We start from the raw sequence: 17636 nt of genomic DNA on the forward strand, positions 1-17636 counted from the left end.
CTCCCGCGTGCCAACCAAGGTTGGCACCTACCAGGTGCGGGGCAATGGCGGCGGCAGGACGGCGCCGCCCCGCATCACCGGCTCATCGAGTACGGCGCCTGCGCGCCCTGCCCCGGCCAGTCCTTGTTCGGCTCGGCCTGCATGCTGAAGCGCAGCTCGCCACCGGCCAGGATCTCGTCGTGGCGCAGGAAGGTGCGCTGCAGCGGCTTGCCGTTGAGGCTCACGCTGCCCACATAGGTGTGCCTGTCATCCAGGCCATCGGCCACGATGGTGAACGTCTTGCCGTTGGGCAGGCGCATCGCGGTCTTCGGCAGGAACGGGCGACCCAGGATGTACTCGCCCGAGCCCGGTGCCACCGGGTAGAAGCCCAGCGCGGTGAACACATACCACGCCGACATCTGGCCGACGTCATCGTTGCCGGCCAAGCCATCCGGACGGTCGGCGTACTGGGTGTCCATGATCTGCTTCAGGCGCGCCTGGGTGCGCCACGGCTGGCCAGCGTACGAGTACAGGTAGGCCACATGGTGGCTGGGTTCGTTGCCATGTGCGTACCAGCCGATCAGCCCGGTGATGTCTTCCATGTGCTCGAAGATGGACGGATCCACCTTGGCGTTGAACACCTCGTCCAAGCGCGCGAGCAGCTTGTCGCTGCCACCGTGCGCTGCCGCCAGCCCGGCCACGTCCTGCGGCACATACCAGGAATACTGCCAAGCGTTGCCCTCGGTGTAGTCGGTTCCGTAGCCGCTGGCGCTGGGGTCGAACGGGGTGCGGAAACTGCCGTCGCGCTTGCGTGCGCGCATGAAGCCGGTGTCCTTGTCGAACGCATTGCGCCAGTTGGCCGCGCGCTTGTCGAAGGTCGCCGCGATATCGCCCTTGCCCATCGCCTGCGCCATGCGTGCGATGGTCCAGTCATCGAAGGCGTATTCCAGCGTCTTGCTGGCCGCTTCACCTTCCTCGTCGATCGGTACGTAGCCCAGCTCGCGGTACTGTGCGATACCGTCATAGGGGCCGTAATTGGCGGTCTCGACCATCGCCTTCAGCGCCTTGTCGGCGTCGAAGCCACGAATGCCCTTCACGTAGGCGTCGGCGATCACCGGCACGGCGTGGTAGCCGATCATGCACCAGTCTTCCAGGCCATGGAACGACCACACCGGCAGCATGCCGTAGGGGCTGTGCTCATGGTGGGCCAGCATCGAATTGACGAAGTCGCTGTTGCGCTTCTCCGGCTGCACCAGGGTCAGCAACGGGTGCAACGCACGGTAGGTATCCCACAGCGAGAAAGTCGAATAATTCGTGAAACCATCGGCCTTGTGCACGGCATTGTCCGAACCGCGATACTGGCCATCGGCATCCATGAACAGCGTCGGCCCCAACAGTGTGTGGTACAGCGCGGTATAGGCGCTGCGGCGAGCGTGCTCGGGTGCATCGATGTCGAGCACCGACAGCGCCTGCGTCCATTCCTGTTTCGCCTGCGCACGCACGCGGTCGAAATCGAAGTCGGCCACTTCCGCGTCGAGGTTGGCAATGGCGCCGGCCTCGCTGACCGGCGAGATGGCAACCTTGACCACCAGCGGTGCGTCCAGCTTGCCGAATGCGAAGGTACCGACCAGCTGACGGCCCTCGATCTGTGCGCGCTGGGACGGATCCTTCTCGCCCGGCGGCGGGAAGCCCTTGTAGACGATGTCCTGCTCGGTGTTGTGCAGCTCATGCCCGGCCAGCGGGCGCGAGAAGCGCATCGCGAAATACAGCTGGCGGCCCGGCGCCCAGCCGCGCGTCTCGCGGAAGCCGGTCACCGTGCCGTCGGCACGCACCCGCACCCGCGACCACAACACCTTGCCCGGGTAGTCGTACATGCTGGTGCGCATGTCCAGCAGCACCTTGGCGTCGGTGCCCTTGGGGAACGCATAGCGATGCACGCCCACGCGGGTACTGGTGGTCAGCTCGGCACGCACCTTGTAATCGTCCAACGTGACCGCGTAGTAGCCCGGCTCCGCTTTCTCGTCATCATGGCGGAAGCGGGAGGCATAGCCGCTGCGCGGCTTCTCGGGATCGCCACGCTCCAGGCCGGGACTGCCGGTGAACGGCATCAGCAGGATGTCGCCCAGATCGGAATGGCCAGTGCCGGAAAAATGGGTGTGCGAGAAGCCGACGATGCTGCTGTCGTCGTAGCGGTAGCCGGCCGCCCAACCGTAGGCCTTCTCGCGCGGCTGGATACGCGTATCCGGGCTGAGCTGGACCATGCCGAACGGTACCGTCGCACCCGGATAGGTGTGACCTTCCCCACCGGTGCCGATGAACGGGTCCACCGATGCATAGGCCTTGTCGGCGGCGGTTCTGGCAGGCGCGGCCGAAGCCAGGCCGGAAGCGAGCATCGCCGTGGCGGCGACAGCGATCAGGAGACGACGGTCCAGCGTGGGCATCGGCATTTGGATCGATTCAGGTGATAGCCGGATGCTAGCACCGGGCCTGTCACGCCGCATGCTGCAGTGCGACTGCCCCGCGTGCTGCGCCCGGTTCACTCCTCAATCGGGAAGCGCGCCCTGCAATGACATGAGGTCCGCGCTGTCCAGCGGCCTCACTACCCGCGCGACCTCGTCTCCATCGTGCAGCAGCACCACCGTCGGCCACAGCTTCACTTTGAACGCTCGGCCCAGGGGCCTGCCCTTGCCATCCTCGATCTTCCAGTGCGGCAGATCGTTCGCTTCGACAAAGGCCTGCAACGCGGGCTGCGCGGCCTGGCAGTGGCCACACCAGGGCGCGCCAAACTCGAGAAGCAGCCAGCCGACCTGCGCCTCCACATCCAAGCGGTCGGGCTCCGCCGACAGGTGATCGCGCATGAATGGCATCCGCGCTACGCCGCCAGCGCCTTCTGGATATCCGCCAACGGCGCGTTGGTCAGGTCCTTGGCGATGTCGCCCAGCAGGCGGGCCTGGGTTTCTTTGTGCAGCAGCGGACGGATGCGTCCCAGCGTGGTCGGATCAGCGATCAACACCAGGTGTGCATAGCGGTTCTTCAACGCATCCTCATTGAGCTGTTCCGCCACCTGCTTGGCGAACGTCGCCTCGTTGAGCTGGGATACCGACATGTCCTTCGGCACTGCACCCGCAGGCCCCTGCCCGGATACACCCTGCTCGCTGATGTCCTGCAGGCGCAGTTCGCCTTCCTGCTTCAAGGCCAGCTGGTGCTCGCTGCCGACATTGGTGAATACACGGGCCGAACCGCCATCGGCGACAACCACAAGCGTACCTTCGGGAATGCGACGGGTCATGCGATGCTCCTTCTCTGTTGCGTTCGCCCACAACGTAGAGGGCGGCATGTGAGCAGCACGACCAGATTCCGTTCAACGCACGTCATCATTGCTTTGCAGATGAACAGGCATCATGGAACACAGCGTGCAGACACCTGCGCTTCGCTGCACGCTCACGCGCGTGCCGTTATGATGAACGGATGATCGACACGACCCACTACGTGACGGGCGCACCTGTTACGTGGAAAGCACTGCCGACCGGCGCTCCGCTTGCCACGCATGTTCCTGCTCCGCCCATCCATCGCCTCGCGCTGGATCCTGGCGGATGACGCCCGCAGGCACTTCGCCTGCATCCCCCGCATCGCTGTGACTCCCGGCCGCTGACCGCGCGGCCGTCGTGATCCCGTTGCCGTGCTTCCGCCGAAACGGCGGTGCCACGCCGTGCGCGTGCATCCACGCATGCGGCCGTTTTCTCCATTTCAAACCTCCCAGGGAGCCCCCATGCAGGACACACCCGAGGCACATGCCCATTTCGGCTGGTTCAAGCGCCGCCGCCACCTGAAGGTCGATGAGATCACCGTCGTCGACACGCCCATGCTCAAGCGCGCCGTCGGTGCCGCCGCACTGGGCAATGCCATGGAGTGGTTCGACTTCGGTGTCTACGGCTACCTGGCCGTCACCATCGGCCAGGTGTTCTTCCCGTCCAGCAACCCCACCGCGCAGGTGATCGCTGCCTTCGCCACCTTTACCGTGGCGTTCCTGGTGCGTCCGCTCGGCGGCCTTGTGTTCGGCCCGCTCGGCGACCGTTATGGGCGCCAGAAAGTGCTGGCGTTCACCATGATCCTGATGGCGCTGGGCACGTTTGCGATCGGCCTGATTCCTTCCTACGAGCGCATCGGCATCTGGGCGCCGGTGCTGTTGCTGCTGGCGCGCGTGGTGCAGGGCTTCTCCACCGGTGGCGAGTACGGCGGTGCGGCCACCTTCATCGCCGAGTATTCCACCGACCGCAACCGTGGGTTGATGGGCAGCTGGCTGGAGTTCGGCACGCTGGGCGGCTACATCGCAGGCGCCGGTACCGTCACTGCGCTGCACATGCTGCTGAGCAGCGAGCAGATGCTGGACTGGGGCTGGCGCATTCCATTCCTGGTGGCCGGCCCGTTGGGCCTGCTCGGCCTGTACATGCGCATGAAGCTGGAGGAAACCCCGGCGTTCCGCGCGTTCGCCGAAGAAGCCGAGAAGCGCGAGCACGACCGGCCGGGGCTGGGCGCACTGTTCCAGGTGCATGGTCGCCAACTGCTGGTGTGCATGGGCCTGGTGCTGGTGTTCAACGTCACCGACTACATGCTGCTGACCTACATGCCCAGCTACCTCAGCGTCACCATGGGCTATGCCGAGAGCAAGGGCCTGCTGCTGATCATCATCGTGATGCTGGTGATGATGCCGTTGAACATCGTCGGTGGGTTGTTCAGTGACAGGCTGGGCCGCCGACCGATGATCATTGGTGCCTGCATCGCGCTGCTGGTGCTGGCGATTCCGTGCCTGCTGCTGGTCGGCAGCGGCAACGACGGGCTGATCTTCCTTGGCCTGATGCTGCTGGGCCTGGCACTGGTGTGCTTCACCAGTTCGATGCCGTCCACGCTGCCGGCGCTGTTCTATACGCCGGTGCGCTACAGCGCGCTGTCGATCGCATTCAACGTGTCGGTGTCGCTGTTCGGTGGCACCACGCCACTGGTGAGCGCGTGGCTGGTGGAACGTACCGGCGACCCGCTGGTGCCGGCCTATTACCTGATGGGCGCGGCGGTGATCGGGCTGGTGACCATGCTGTTCGTGAAGGAGACCGCCGGCCTGCCGCTGCGTGGCTCACCGCCGGCAGTGGGCAGCGACAGGGAAGCCGCTGCGTTGTTGAAGAGCGATGTGCCGGTAACGGTGGACCCGAGTCTGCCACCACTGCCGGAGGCTGCGGAGCCTGAGCAGGTGAAGCCGGCCTGAGGCTGGCCGCAGAACGCGGTCCCCGCTTGGCGTGGACCTACGGGGCCAGTGGCGCCGGGCGAATACGCCCGGCACTCCCTGGCGCTATTTCCTGATGTGAGTCAGCTTCCCCGGCGTCCAACGCAGCGTCCATGTGTAGTTTCCGTCCGGCGGACAGACGTGGCGGTTCGGGCTCTTCCATTCGCAGACCGTCGCGCCGGCACTGACAGTGAAATCGACAACGATGCGATCACCCTGGATGCGGATGGCACGGATGGCGCCTGGAATCTGTTCAGCCGCGTCGTCAGCATAGCCATACCTGCGGATGGCGGCATAGTCCTCTGCTTCCACCGGCGACAGGCTGTCCGGGTTCTCCCGGCCGCGCGGATCGTTTGCCGTCAGCGCCGTCATCACCGCAACAACGTTGCTTTGGGCGAAGCTGCCGCCGGAATAGTCGGACGTGTAGAAATACACGACCTCGGCACGGCCATCACCATCGAGATCGGCAACAGCGGTCCAAACCGGGCGGAAGCCGGATTCAATGTCGCCGCCGGGAATCAGCCGCAGGTTGGCTTCGGCGGCGTGGAAGGCCTGCACCAGGCTGGGCGGCGATGGTCGCTTGGCTGCAGGCGACGCGGCCATCGTCGGCATGCAGGACAGCGCGAGCGCGGCAAGCACCAGGCAGATAGAACTGAAGCGGAACGTCGCAGGTCCGTGCATGTCATCCTCCTTGAGTGTGCGGTCAGTCTAACCGCAGCTCCGGTGGCAGTCGTACACGGCGCGGTTTCGCGCGATGTGTGAAAGGTATCCACATATGGCGTGGCTCTAATCCGAGGTGTTCAATTCCATCGCACGCATCACGATGGGCTTGGCCCAATCCGGCGTATGCAGCAGCTCGGCCACCGAGACCGGGTACTGCAGCTGGCCATGCGCCATTGCCAGCACCGGCAGCGGCTCGACGCAGCCGTCGGCGTCGGCGGGAGCGCTGTTGTCGTAGACATGCAGCTCGGCCAGGTGTGGCAGCAGGTCCAGCAGGTTCTCGCGCGCCGAATCGAAGCGGGCGTGGATCTTCTCCACCGGAATATCGTGGCCACCGGCCGCTACCCGCGCAGCGACGCGGGCGATGTGCAGCTCGACGCTGGACAGGCCGCAGAACCATACCGCCACATGATGCTGCTCACAGGCCTCGCGCAGCAGGCTTGGAATGGTGTTGCCGCCCAGCGTGGTCTCGAAGGCGAAGTCCGTGCCATCAGCCATGGCCTGGCGCAGGCGGCGGGTGCCTTCCTGCCAGGCCTCCGCATTGGCATCGGGCAGCGGCCAGCCGGCCTCCACCAGGCGCCGGGTGAACGAATCTGGGTTGAACCAGCCCAGCCCTTCGGCTTCCAGCCAGGTACCCAGCAGCGAACTCTTGCCGGCGCCATTGACGCCGGCAAGCACCAGGATCCGCCCCATCGGTCAGAGCGGACGGCCGAGGGTGACCTTGCGACCGCGGCGGATCGGCTGGCCCAGCACCTTGCCCAGCCCCTCCCCGCGCTGCAGGCTGGCCAGGGTCTGGTCAAACTCACCGCGCAGGCGCAGCAGTTCTTCGCTGCGCTCACCGGCATCGCCGCCAGCGGCCTTGGCCAGCAGTTCCTGGTAGGTGCGGATGTCCACGATCACCGCTTCGGGGTGGTTGTGGTTGGTGATGACCAGCGCCTGCTTCTCGCGCACGGTGCGCATCAGGCTCGGCCAGCCACGGGTCTTCACCGACGACGCGGGGGCCTTTTCGAGGCCAGGCAGATCCAGCGGCAGGGTCATGGCACGGCTCCAGACGGGGACAGTTGAGGCCATTATGCCCAATTTGGCCCAATTGGGAATAAATGGACTTTTACCTGCCGGAACCGCCCGCCGCCGCGCCGGGAGCATCAGTCTGCAGCAGGCTGTCTCGCTCGCGCAGCGGAAAGCGGATCCAGGCGTCCAGGCCCTGCGGGCCAAAGCGCAGCTCGCCGCTGCCGGCGAGTTCGTAGGGCACGCGCTGCTCGATCAGCGCCCGGCCAAGGCCACGCTGCCGGGGCTGCTCCCAGTCCTCCACTTCGGCATGGCGCTCGCACCAGTGCAGGCCCAGCCATGGCTGGCCGGCCTGAACCTGCAGATCCCAGGTCACCTCGATCCGGCCATCCTCATGGGTCAGTGCGCCATGCCGCAGGGCATTGCTCGCCAGCTCGTGGATCGCCAGGGACAGTACTTCGGCCGCCTTCGGCGGCAGCAGCACATCCTCGCCCTGCAGGCGGTAGGCCGCCGCTGCCGGCGTCTGCGCCGCGATCTCCTCATCGAGCATGCCACGCAGGCAGACCCCGGCATTGGCGCCGCGGGTCAGCAGGCTCTGCGTGCGCGCCAGCGACATCAGTCGCCCGCACAACCTTTCAGCGTATTCATCCACGCTGCTGACCGACTCGCGGGTCCGCCAGGCAATGGCATGGATGGTGGACATGATGTTGCGCACCCGGTGCTGCAGTTCGGCCAGCAATACAGACTGGCGCTCGGTGGCACGCTTGAGATCGTCGATGTCCACGGCGATGGCAAATACGCCGCTGACCTCACCGTCGCCATCGCGCAGGGGCGCGGCCGCGACCCGGGTCCAGCGCGCGCGCCCATCGTCATGCAGATACTGGAACTCCAGCCCCGGCACCACGGTCTCGCCGCGCATCGCACGGGCGATGGCGAAATCCTCCGGCCCGATGGCGCTGCCGTCCGCATGCCAGCCACGCCAGCGATGCAGGTTCACCTCATCCGTGGAGGGCACCTTGCCGCTGGGCAGGTAGGCACGCATCTGGTCGTTGGACAGCTGCAGGCGCCCCTCGGTGTCGACAATGCAGACGCCCACCGGCAGCACCTTGAAGGCCAATGCCAGGCGCCGGTCCGCCTCCCGCCGCTTCTGCTCTTCGCGCTCGCGTGCCGATTGGGCCACATGCGCCGCTGTGGTCTCGAACATGGTCACGAGCACGCCGTTGATGCGCCCTTCCTCGCCACGGATCGGGCTGTAGGTAATGGTGAACCAGACATCCTCCAACCGCCCGCGGCGCGCCAGGGGATAGAGTTTGTCCTCGTAGGTGATGGTTTCGCCCTGCCAGACGCGCTGGTAGATGGGCCCATTGATATGCCAGACCTCGGGCCAGCACTCGCGGGTCGGCTGGCCGAGCCCGCCGGGATGCTTGTCGGCCAGAATCTCGGCATAGCCATCGTTGTAGAGCTGCACCAGCTGCTCACCCCACAGCACGATCATCGGGAAACCATGGGCCAGCATCAGGTCGACGGTGGCGCGCAGGTGGGGCGGCCACTGTTCGCAGGCACCCAACGGCGTGGATGACCAGTCGTGGCGGGCGATGCGCGCGGCCATGCCATCGTGGCGCACATGCAGCTGCGGTGCAGGTGGCATCTGGCCACGCAGCTTGGCGGCGTGGATGTCTTCAGGACGGCGCGACATGCCGCGCAATCAGGCAATGCCCGCAGAGACCTGCGGCGCCGCCACCAGCGCGGCCAGCTGCTGCACCAGCGCTTCGATGTGATAAGGCTTGGTACAGCGCGGCGCGCTGGCAAAGCGGCTGGGCAGGTTGTCGTCGTAACCGGAGGTCAGCAGGAAGGGGATACCCGTCTCGGCCAGCCGATCGGCCAGCGGATAGACCTGCTCACCGCCCAGGTTGATGTCCAGCAATGCCACATCGATGGGATGGGTATCGACCAGCCGCCCCAGCGCCTGCAGGTCACCGGCAGGCCCCACCACCTGTGCGCCTTTCAGCTCCAGATAGTCGACCAGAAACATCGCGATGGCGAATTCATCCTCCGCCACCAGTACACGCAGCCCTTTCAGGCCCTCTGGTTTGTTGCCCGCTTCCAGCACGACCGGCGCTCCTCGATACACGCGGCCCAGCTCTGCCGCAACAGCCCAAGGATGCGCGAAACGGGCTACAAGAGCGCGTGATGATGAATGAAGATCGCGGCCACGGCGCGTTCACCGTGCAGCGCAGCGGCGCGTTCAGAAGGCCCGTTCCCATTTCAGGCTGAGCAGGCTGCGGTCGTGGCTGTACAGCCAGCCGACGTTGCTGTCGATGCGCGCGTAGCGCAGGCTCAGGCTGGGCACCAGCCCGGCCACCGCCAGGTGCATGCTGCGCACGACAGCAATCAGGTTCTGTTCGCTGTCCTCACGCCGCGCCTCCAGCAGCGGGCTCCACGCCTCGTAGTCGCGCTCGCGCAACGACACGAACACGGTGGCGGTGGTGCCCGTCCACTGGCGCGCCGCCCCCAGGCGCAGTCCACGCTGGCGGTAACCGTTGGCCGGATTGGCGGCGCGGCTGTCACTCAGGTCCAGCCCGGCAAAGAGGGTCCAGCGCGGGTTGAGCGCACGGAACCAGGTGGCATACACCGCGGCCAGCTCACCGTCGTAATTGCTGGCCAGGCCGCGCTGGCGATAGCGCTGGCGCTTCCAGTCGGCCTCCAGCCTGAGCAGGCTGCGCGCGTCCAATGCATATTGCCATTCGCCATGCAGCCCGCTGCCGCCCTGCAGGGCCCGGTTGCCCAGGCCCTGGTAGTCATAGCTCGGCGCGATCTGCAGGGTATGCCGAGCGCTGCGCCAGCTATAGCCCGCCTGCACGCTCGCATTGAGCTCGTTGTAGGCGCTGTGCCCGCGCCATGCCTGGCCGAACGCAAGCCCGCGCACATAGACGCCGTGATGACCGGCCAGTGCCCAGCGACGCTCCAGGTTGCCGTCGTAGTCCAGGCCCATGGCGCGCTGGGCATCGGGAAGATTGCGCTGGATGATGCAGGTGTCGCCCACTCCGAACAGGCAGGTGCGGCTGGCCGAGCTGCGGTTGATGTTGTCGCTCCATGCCGGGCCGGCTGCCAGCGCTCCTTTCCAACGCCTGCGCGCCTGCAGTGCGGCCAGGTAGGCGTCCACCCGACCGCGTACACCTGCGGTAGTGGGGTCGTCGGCATTGATGCCACCGGCGATGGCCGTGAACAACGCCTCCGCATCGCGGTCGCGCTGGTCCTCGGCATGGACACGTGCAAGCTCAAGGCGGGCCGGCAGGAAATCCGGCTGCGCCGCCAGCAGTGCTTCGTACTCGTTGGCCGCGCGGTGGTGATTGCCGGCCACCCGCGCCAGGCCGCCCTGCGCGTAGTGGCGCAGCAACGGGTCGTGGCCGGGCAGTTCGATGTATTCGTCCAGGAAGCGCTGCGCTGCGCCCCATTGCTGATGCTGCAGCGACAGGTACAGCGCCTGGCCCAGATCGTCGACCGTGCGCTCCACGCGCAGGGTCTGGCCGTCGATGGTGATGGTCGGTCGCGCCGACTCGGCCTGCTGCAGGCGCTGCTGGTCCTGCTGCTGGTGGCGCAGCTCGCTGCCCTGCTCCAGCACACGACGAAGATCATCCTGCTGGGCGCGCACATCGGCAGCCGCCAGCAACAGGATCACAAGGAAGATGGGATGGCGCATGGTCGATCCGTGGCGGTGCATGCAGCGGGCCGAAGCAGGGACTGGCGGATCGCGGCTTGTCCCTGCCCTGCCCCGTCAGGGGCGTGGCAATCAGTTCTTGCTGCCGCCGAAGGCGGTGTCGTACTGGCTGTTGCCGGCGAAGGTGGCGATGCCGGCCAGGGTGGCGGCGTTGGCGCCGAAGAACTGGCCCTGGGTGGTGCCGTTGACGCTGCCATTGACGTTGGCCGAACCGGCGAACGATGCATCGGCACTGTTGATGTTGGCAACGATGGCCAGGGTCAGGCCATTGCCGGACAGCGCACCATCCAGGGTGCCGGCGCCGAAGTCGGCGTCGAAGGTGCCGCTCAGCAGGTTGCTGCCGTTGAACTTGTTCAGGCCGGCCACGGTGTAGGACGCCACGCCGGCGGGCAGCGTGGTGCCGGCGCGGTCGCCAACGAAGTAGACCTGGCGGTTGTTGAAGCCACCGGCGGCGCCATCCTTGGACCATTCGCCAAACCAGACATCACCACTGCCGACCTTGACGAAGTTGAAGTGGCCCATGCCGGCGTGGCTGCCCGGTGCGCCGGTGATCGGCATGGCCAGGGTACGTACCGTCACGCCATTGACGGTGGTGGGTGCCGAGTAGGCGCTCAGGCCCTGGAAGTCCACCGGCTTGGCCTGGGACACGGTACCGACACCGATGCCGGCCTTGCCAGCGCGGTGCGGGCCGCCATTGACCTGCGATTCGCCAACCGCCACGTACAGCTCGGCATCGGTCCTGGCACTGGCGGCACCGACGATATCGGCAGCATGCGCGGCACCGACCAGAGCCAGCGAGGCGGCAACGGCGAGCACCGAACGGGAGATCATTTTCATGGTATTGCTCCTTGGTTGAGGGAACTACGGGTACAACGCTTGAAGATGGGAGATCAGAAGCGCGCGGTGACGCCGAGCTTCAGGGTGCGACCCGGGGCTGGCAGCGTGGACCGCGTGGCTGGATCGACGTAGTAGCGGTTGCCGAGGTTGCTGCCGACCAGTTCGACGCTGGCATGCTCGTTGAAGCGCCAGCGCGCATAGGCATCGACGGTGGTGATGTTTCCCCAGGTGAACGGCACGTTCTGCCAGAGCAGGCCGCTGCCGCCGCTCAGCAGGCGGTCACGGTAGGCCTGCAGGTCAGGGTTCTCGTGCCGCTGGTAGTGCACGATGCGGCTGCCCAGCTCCAGGCGCTCATCGAACAGGCGCGTGCCCAGCGACCCGTTGATCGACAGCCTGGGAATGGCCTGGGTCAGCAGGTAGCCACCGACGAAACCATCCTGCACGCAGTTCGGAACCAGGCCGCGGTTCGCGTCCAGGAGCACCGCCGTGCTCTCGTCACACACCTCGTTTTCCAGCGTGCGGGTGATGCCCAGATCGGTGAAGAAGCGCCGGTTGTCGAAGCGGGCCTGCAGTTCGATACCACGGATGGTCTGCTTGTCGATGTTGTCGAACAGGAAGTTGCCATCGCGTTCGATCACGTCACGGGTCTTGTGCACGTAGTACGCCAGCTTGACGTCGGCATCGGCGGTGTTGCCGAACAGGGCCGACAGGTTGTGCACGTAGCCCACCTCGTAGTTGTAGGCGTGCTCGGGCTTGAGCGCATGCAGCGGATTGAGGCTGCCGGAGAAGGCGATGGTGCTTTCGAACATGCTCGGGAAGCGCACCGCTTCGCTGTAACGCACGTAGGCACGGGCGGCCGGGGACAGGTGTGCAGTGGCCGAGAAGGTCGGCAGCCAGGCATGGTCGCGGCGGCGGCTGTTGCGTCCATCGACCGGCTGCGACTGTACGCTGTTGCCGATGTTGCAGACCTGGTCGCTGCCGGCGAACACCGGATGCACGCCGGGAATGGCCGCCACTTCGCCATTGAGGCAGGGATTGCCGGCGCGGGTGTAGTTGCCATCGGCATCGGGCAGCCAGGGCCGCGTGTACCTGACCGGACGCGGCGTTTCGTACGGTGCCAGCAACGCACGGATGCTGTCATCGATGAACCAGCCCATGCCGCGCTTTTCCCATACGGCGCGGCGTGCTTCCAACGCGTCGATGCGGGCCTGCAGATTGGCGGGACGGGGCGGCAATTCGTTCACGGTGTACTGCGCTTCCTTGCCACCTACGCCCTTGGTGAGCAGCTCGGGGTGCGCCTCGAGGAAATCGTCGAAGGCCCAGTAGCGGCTGTAGCGCACGCCTGCATTGAGGGTGAGGAAGTCGACCGGCCGCCACTCCAGGGTCAGGTAGCCTTCACCCTCTTGGCGGCGCCCGGCGCGCGGGAACATGCGCCAGCCATCGGTGGTGCCGAAGTACGGATCGCGGGACCCCAGCTTCTCGTACTGCCAGTTGCCGCCCACGGTCAGGTCCAGGGTCGAATGCAGGGCGAAGCGGTTGCTCAGGATCAGGCCGGTGCGGTCATTGCGCGCGTTGGCCAGCGCGGTATTGCGCAGGATCGGGCTGGCGTCCGGATTCCATGCCGGATTACCCACTGCGAAGTTCGGGAAGCCGCCAGCGCTGTAGGTATCGCTTTCCGTTTCCGTGCGCCACAGGTTGGCGTACAGGTCCAGCCAACGACTGCCGGCGGGCTGGAAACGGTATTCCAGGTTCCACGCATCCGAATCGACCCGGCTGAGCGGCCACTGGATGCGGCCGTAGTCGGGGGCCGACAGGATGCGAGACGGCATGATCTCGCCGTAGTGCGACAGCGTGCGCCGCCAGGTCGCCTTCAACTGCTGGTCATCGTTGATCTGCCAGCTGCCTTTGACCAGCCAGGACTCCTGTTCGCTGGAGGTATTGGGCACTTCATCGCCGGGCTTGAAGTAGCGCGCCAGCGTGGTGATGTAGTCGATGCCCTGGTACTCGAACTGCTCCCGCTGGTCCTGTTCGTAGTAGGCGCTGCCCTGGGTCCCGGAGAAGTAGTTGCCGCGCTTGCGCCAGGCGTAGGCGGCCATCAGGTCGACGTTGTCGCCACGCACGCCCAGCGCCAGGCGCCAGGCCTGGTCCTCGCCATCGAAGGGATTGTTGCCACTGCGCGACTTCACCGGCACCACCAGGGTGCGGTCGTCGTAGGGTGAGTTCGGCGAGCCCTGCGGGAAACCCGGCACGGTGCGGTAATCCTCGCCGGTGTGCAGCCGCGGCAGGCGCGGTGCCACCGCATTGCTGCTGCCTTCGATCTTCAGCTCCCCGCCGAAGCGCTCGCCGGCAGCGACGATGTCATCGACGTCGATGGTCTTGATCACCAGCGCGCCACCGATCCCGCTGTGCACATCGCGCACCAGCCCTGGCCCCTTGATGACCTGGATGCCACCAATCAGGTTGGGATCGATGTAGTTGCGATTGCTGACGCCGTTGTAGCCACGCCAGACCGTGAGCGCCTGTTCGCCGCCGTCGATGCTGACCGGCACCCGCCCGGGCCCCTGGATGCCACGGATGTTGACGTCCAGCGCGCCGCTGTTGCGCGCATCGCCACTGAACACGCCGACCAGATCCTTGACCACGTCGGCCGGATTGGAGCCTCGGTAACGCTCCACCCGGTCGCGCCCCGAATACGCCGTGGTCAGGTCCAGCGCGAACACATCGTCGTAGCCACGCCGATCGCGGGCCTCCCCCCCTTCCGACTGAAGGCGACCGGCCACGTCCAGTGTTTCGGTCACCCGCACCCCTTCGCCCTCATCCGCCTCCGCTGCGGCCCGCAGGCTCCAGGTACCGTCCATGCCGCGCTGTGCACGCACGCCGCTGCCGCGCAACAGCTGCCGCAGCGCCTGCATCTGGCTGTACTCACCCTTCACTGCGCTGGAGCGGCGGCCTTCCACCAGGTCGCTGCGGAACACCACCTGCACATCGGCCTGGCGGCCAAAGGCGCGTACGGCATCAGCCAGCGGCTGCTCCGGAATGGTGTACTGCCGCACCGGCGCGACGATCGCCGGCTGCGCCTGCACGGCCGGCACCCAGGCCAGCGGCAGCAATGCGGTGGAAACAGCCAGGGCCAGAGCGGTGGCGCGACGATGACAGGCGGATGCCGTGGACGGCATGGACGGGAACTCCTCAAGCGTGGCGGAACCACGGGCACATCCGGTGCCGGCGGCATGTCTGGCTTGAGGAGAAACGGTGTTTCGCTCTGGCTATACCTCTATAGACAGCGGGGCACTGCAGTTGCCCACGGTTCTTTCATGTTTTTTTCATCTAGCGGGCCGTGCGCTGCGCCGCAGGCACCTCACCACAGCACCAGCGCGCCGCCGGGCAAGCGCTGCACGCGCAGTCCTGCCTGCGCGGCCACCGCATCGATGGCCGTCTCCGGTTGCTGCAGGTGGAACAGGCCACTGACCCGTACGCTTGCGCTCTGCCCGCCCAGTACCCAGACCGGAGCACGGCGGTAGCGCGCCAGATCGGCGATGGCCTGCGCGGCGGGCTGATCGTCGATCACTACCTCGCCACGCCGCCACGGCGCCATGGTCTCGGCATCTTCCAGCTGCATTGGCTGCAGCCAGCGACCGTCACGGAACACGCGTGACTGCCCCGCATGCAGGCGCTGTACGCTGCCATCGCCCGGACGCACGTCGATCACACCCTCGCTGACCTCGGTGGTGACCGTGGTATCCAGCATCGACACACTGAAGGCGGTACCGATGTCACGGACCAGGCCGCCCGCCGCCTCGACCTGGAACGGTCGCGCCTCATGGGCCACCTGGAACCAGGCTTGGCCGCGCAGCAGGCGCAGGTGCCGCTGCTGGCCATCGAACGCAACCGCCAGTGCGGTGCCCGCATCGAGCACGGCGGTGCTGCCGTCCTCCAATTGCACCACGCGCGGTGCATCGCTGCTGCGCAGGTCACTGCGTGCCAGCAGCAGCGCGTGTGGCGCAGCGGCAACCATCAGCACCACCCCCGCGGCACTGGCCAGCAGCCAGGGCAGGCGGCGGCGCGGTGCGATCGGGCGCAACCCCTGCCGATCTGCGGTCAGCCCGGGCAGCGCGGCCAGCACGTCGGGCCCGGCGGCATCCAACCCTTGCCAGAAGGCCTGCTGCTGGCGCCAGGCCAGCGCATGGCGCGGATCGGCCTGCAGCCAGCGCTGCAGGGCTCGTTGCTGGCGTTCCGGCAGCGGGCCTGCACTGCACTGGATCACCCAGCGCAACGCCTGCCTGGCCTGACGCGGCGAGGGTTCGGACGTGGTCATGGTTGTGGCCTGCCGCACCACGAACGGGTGCGCCTTCCTGTTGTGACAACGGCGGGCGCGATCTGCCCACGGCAATCGCCGCTCATCGATGCAGTCCCTGCTGGTGCTGCTGGATCAACAGCGCCGCGCGCAGCACGTGCTTGCCGACCAGGCTCTTGGAGATACCCAGCCGGGCGGCGATTTCGCGCTCGCTCAGGCCCAGGTAGCGGTTGAGCACGAAGCACTCACGCACCTGCGCCGGCAGCGCGAGGATGGTCCGGGTGATCTCGCGCAGTTGTGCCTGGTCCAGCGCCTGCGCCTCGCCGTCGTGGCCCGCCTCGGCCATGTCGAGGGCGTACTCGGCCATGGCACGCCGCTCGCGGGCGTCGGACTGGCTGCGGTTGAGCGCGTGATGGTAGGCCATCCGGTACAGATAGCCGCGCGGCTCCAGGATGGGCGGATCGCCGGGCACGCTGCTGGCCTTCAGGTACAGGTTCTGCAGGGTGTCCTCGGTACTGGCCGGGTCGAGATAGCGCGCGATGAAGCGAGACAACGCACGGCGCTCGCGGATCAGCAGCTCGACCAGCGCCAGGGCATTGGGAGACATAGGTGCCAAGGCCGGACCGGGGAATGATGGGCGTGATGGCGACGGTCCGGACGTGGATTGTGGGCTGCACGGCCGCAGGCGGCAAGCGAAGGCCCGTCGCGCGGCACCAGGATCATCCACGCATGGCGTGGATCTACCAGGCGGTGGCGGATCCAGTAGATCCACGCCATGCGTGGATGGAAGAGCTAGGGTTCCTCCAGCGCCTCGAAGCGTTCGGCGAGGTAATCGATCAGTGCACGCACCGCCGGCAACAGGCCGCGTCGCGACGGGAACACCGCGTGCACGATGCCGTGCTTGGGCACCCACTCCGGCAGCACCGGCACCAGCGCGCCACTGGCCAGTTCGTCACTGATCATCATCCGCGGCAGCATCAGCAACCCCACCCCGGCCACCGCAGCGGTGCGCAACGCGATCATGTCATCGCTGACCAGCCGCGGGCGATGATGCACGCTGGCCAGCACGTCGCCCGGCCCGGTGTATTCCCATACATGCTGCTGGCTGGGCGATGCCAGATCGACGGTCGGCATCATCGCCAGGTCGGCCGGCACCTGCGGCGTGCCCAGCCGCTGCAGCAGCGCCGGACTGGCACTGGTACACCAGACCCGACGCGCCAGCACGCGTACCACCAGGTCGCTGTCCTCCAGTGGCGGCGGCCGCACGCGGATCGCCACGTCCACACCCTCGCCCACCACGTCGACGCGCCGGTTGGTGGCGTCCAGCTGCACCGTCACCTGCGGGTGCTGGGCCAGGAAGTCGGCCAGCATCGTGCCGATGCGCGCATGCAGGATCGCGATCGGGCACGCCAGACGGATCGTGCCGCGCGGCTCGGCGCGCGACATCGCAATCGCTTCTTCGGCCGCTTCGGCTTCGACCAGCATCGCCTTGCAGTGGCGGTAGTAGTCCTGGCCAACCTCGGTGACCGAGAAACGCCGGGTCGAGCGCTGGATCAGGCGCACGCCCAACCGTTCCTCCAGCAGCGCGATGCGCCGGCTCAGTTTCGACTTCGGCATGGCCAGCGCCCGGCCGGCCTGCGAGAAGCCGCCGTGCTCGACCACCATGGCGAAGTAGAACAGGTCGTTGAGGTCGCAACGGCGGATATCAGCGATGAACACGGGGCGATCTCCTGTGGCGCAAGGCGCGCACCCATTGTTCACCAGATAGGACTATGACGGCAAATATTAGCGTCTACCGGCCCAAT

Annotated in this window: 15 protein-coding genes; 1 reads left to right on the forward strand and 14 read right to left on the reverse strand. The window is 66.7% G+C overall.

The annotated features are described in order from the left end of the window. Positions 1-74: 74 nt before the first annotated feature. From AC5P5X_RS03735 to AC5P5X_RS03745, 3 genes are all read right to left on the reverse strand, one after another. Positions 75-2426: a GH92 family glycosyl hydrolase gene (locus AC5P5X_RS03735; protein ID WP_012480420.1), complete on the reverse strand. Its 2352-nt coding sequence runs from the start codon at positions 2424-2426 to the stop codon at positions 75-77. Positions 2427-2522: 96 nt separating this feature from the next. Further along, on the reverse strand, positions 2523-2846 hold the full coding sequence (locus tag AC5P5X_RS03740) for a thioredoxin family protein (protein WP_012480421.1): 324 nt from the start codon (positions 2844-2846) through the stop codon (positions 2523-2525). Between the two features lie 5 nt (positions 2847-2851). Beyond that, complete coding sequence (locus AC5P5X_RS03745) at positions 2852-3268, reverse strand: host attachment family protein (protein WP_111189718.1); 417 nt, start codon at positions 3266-3268, stop codon at positions 2852-2854. A 480-nt stretch (positions 3269-3748) separates the two neighbouring features. On the opposite strand from AC5P5X_RS03745, the gene proP reads away from it, so the two are divergent. Further along, positions 3749-5236 (forward strand): glycine betaine/L-proline transporter ProP, encoded by a 1488-nt coding sequence (proP, locus tag AC5P5X_RS03750; RefSeq protein ID WP_111189717.1) that lies wholly within the window; start codon positions 3749-3751, stop codon positions 5234-5236. A gap of 84 nt (positions 5237-5320) precedes the next feature. Here proP and AC5P5X_RS03755 read toward each other — a convergent pair whose 3' ends face one another. The 11 genes from AC5P5X_RS03755 to AC5P5X_RS03805 form a co-directional block, all read right to left on the reverse strand. After that, positions 5321-5935, reverse strand: coding sequence for a hypothetical protein (locus AC5P5X_RS03755; protein WP_111189716.1), 615 nt, complete (start codon positions 5933-5935; stop codon positions 5321-5323). Between the two features lie 105 nt (positions 5936-6040). After that, positions 6041-6667: an ATPase gene (locus tag AC5P5X_RS03760; RefSeq protein WP_065183960.1), complete on the reverse strand. Its 627-nt coding sequence runs from the start codon at positions 6665-6667 to the stop codon at positions 6041-6043. Between the two features lie 3 nt (positions 6668-6670). After that, on the reverse strand, positions 6671-7012 hold the full coding sequence (locus AC5P5X_RS03765) for a type II toxin-antitoxin system prevent-host-death family antitoxin (RefSeq protein ID WP_005413623.1): 342 nt from the start codon (positions 7010-7012) through the stop codon (positions 6671-6673). Between the two features lie 70 nt (positions 7013-7082). Then, entirely contained in the window at positions 7083-8678 is a 1596-nt protein-coding gene (locus AC5P5X_RS03770; protein ID WP_005409859.1) for a sensor histidine kinase, read from the reverse strand. A gap of 9 nt (positions 8679-8687) precedes the next feature. After that, entirely contained in the window at positions 8688-9092 is a 405-nt protein-coding gene (locus AC5P5X_RS03775) for a response regulator (protein WP_024956513.1), read from the reverse strand. A gap of 135 nt (positions 9093-9227) precedes the next feature. After that, complete coding sequence (locus AC5P5X_RS03780; protein WP_495215903.1) at positions 9228-10682, reverse strand: surface lipoprotein assembly modifier; 1455 nt, start codon at positions 10680-10682, stop codon at positions 9228-9230. A gap of 90 nt (positions 10683-10772) precedes the next feature. Beyond that, the gene (locus AC5P5X_RS03785; protein WP_024956511.1) at positions 10773-11537 is read right to left on the reverse strand and encodes a Slam-dependent surface lipoprotein; all 765 of its coding nucleotides are present in this window, start codon (positions 11535-11537) and stop codon (positions 10773-10775) included. A gap of 53 nt (positions 11538-11590) precedes the next feature. Continuing rightward, the gene (locus tag AC5P5X_RS03790; protein WP_111189714.1) at positions 11591-14713 is read right to left on the reverse strand and encodes a TonB-dependent receptor; all 3123 of its coding nucleotides are present in this window, start codon (positions 14711-14713) and stop codon (positions 11591-11593) included. 182 nt (positions 14714-14895) lie between these two features. Then, positions 14896-15852, reverse strand: a complete 957-nt coding sequence (locus AC5P5X_RS03795; RefSeq protein ID WP_111189713.1) for a FecR family protein — start codon at positions 15850-15852, stop codon at positions 14896-14898. Between the two features lie 82 nt (positions 15853-15934). Then, the gene (locus tag AC5P5X_RS03800) at positions 15935-16438 is read right to left on the reverse strand and encodes an RNA polymerase sigma factor (RefSeq protein WP_044570308.1); all 504 of its coding nucleotides are present in this window, start codon (positions 16436-16438) and stop codon (positions 15935-15937) included. A 185-nt stretch (positions 16439-16623) separates the two neighbouring features. Beyond that, on the reverse strand, positions 16624-17550 hold the full coding sequence (locus tag AC5P5X_RS03805) for a LysR family transcriptional regulator (RefSeq protein ID WP_044570309.1): 927 nt from the start codon (positions 17548-17550) through the stop codon (positions 16624-16626). Between the last annotated feature and the right edge of the window lie 86 nt (positions 17551-17636).

Source organism: Stenotrophomonas sp. YJH_SMC_91 (assembly GCF_059368495.1).

Bases quoted from the DNA above. Each gene is read 5' to 3' on its own strand.
- AC5P5X_RS03755 (WP_111189716.1), bottom strand. From the start codon at position 5,935: ATGCACGGACCTGCGACGTTCCGCTTCAGTTCTATCTGCCTGGTGCTT.
- proP (WP_111189717.1), top strand. From the start codon at position 3,749: ATGCAGGACACACCCGAGGCACATGCCCATTTCGGCTGGTTCAAGCGC.
- AC5P5X_RS03740 (WP_012480421.1), bottom strand. From the start codon at position 2,846: ATGCCATTCATGCGCGATCACCTGTCGGCGGAGCCCGACCGCTTGGAT.
- AC5P5X_RS03795 (WP_111189713.1), bottom strand. From the start codon at position 15,852: ATGACCACGTCCGAACCCTCGCCGCGTCAGGCCAGGCAGGCGTTGCGC.
- AC5P5X_RS03760 (WP_065183960.1), bottom strand. From the start codon at position 6,667: ATGGGGCGGATCCTGGTGCTTGCCGGCGTCAATGGCGCCGGCAAGAGT.
- AC5P5X_RS03770 (WP_005409859.1), bottom strand. From the start codon at position 8,678: ATGTCGCGCCGTCCTGAAGACATCCACGCCGCCAAGCTGCGTGGCCAG.
- AC5P5X_RS03790 (WP_111189714.1), bottom strand. From the start codon at position 14,713: ATGCCGTCCACGGCATCCGCCTGTCATCGTCGCGCCACCGCTCTGGCC.
- AC5P5X_RS03765 (WP_005413623.1), bottom strand. From the start codon at position 7,012: ATGACCCTGCCGCTGGATCTGCCTGGCCTCGAAAAGGCCCCCGCGTCG.
- AC5P5X_RS03780 (WP_495215903.1), bottom strand. From the start codon at position 10,682: ATGCGCCATCCCATCTTCCTTGTGATCCTGTTGCTGGCGGCTGCCGAT.
- AC5P5X_RS03800 (WP_044570308.1), bottom strand. From the start codon at position 16,438: ATGTCTCCCAATGCCCTGGCGCTGGTCGAGCTGCTGATCCGCGAGCGC.
- AC5P5X_RS03745 (WP_111189718.1), bottom strand. From the start codon at position 3,268: ATGACCCGTCGCATTCCCGAAGGTACGCTTGTGGTTGTCGCCGATGGC.
- AC5P5X_RS03785 (WP_024956511.1), bottom strand. From the start codon at position 11,537: ATGAAAATGATCTCCCGTTCGGTGCTCGCCGTTGCCGCCTCGCTGGCT.
- AC5P5X_RS03735 (WP_012480420.1), bottom strand. From the start codon at position 2,426: ATGCCGATGCCCACGCTGGACCGTCGTCTCCTGATCGCTGTCGCCGCC.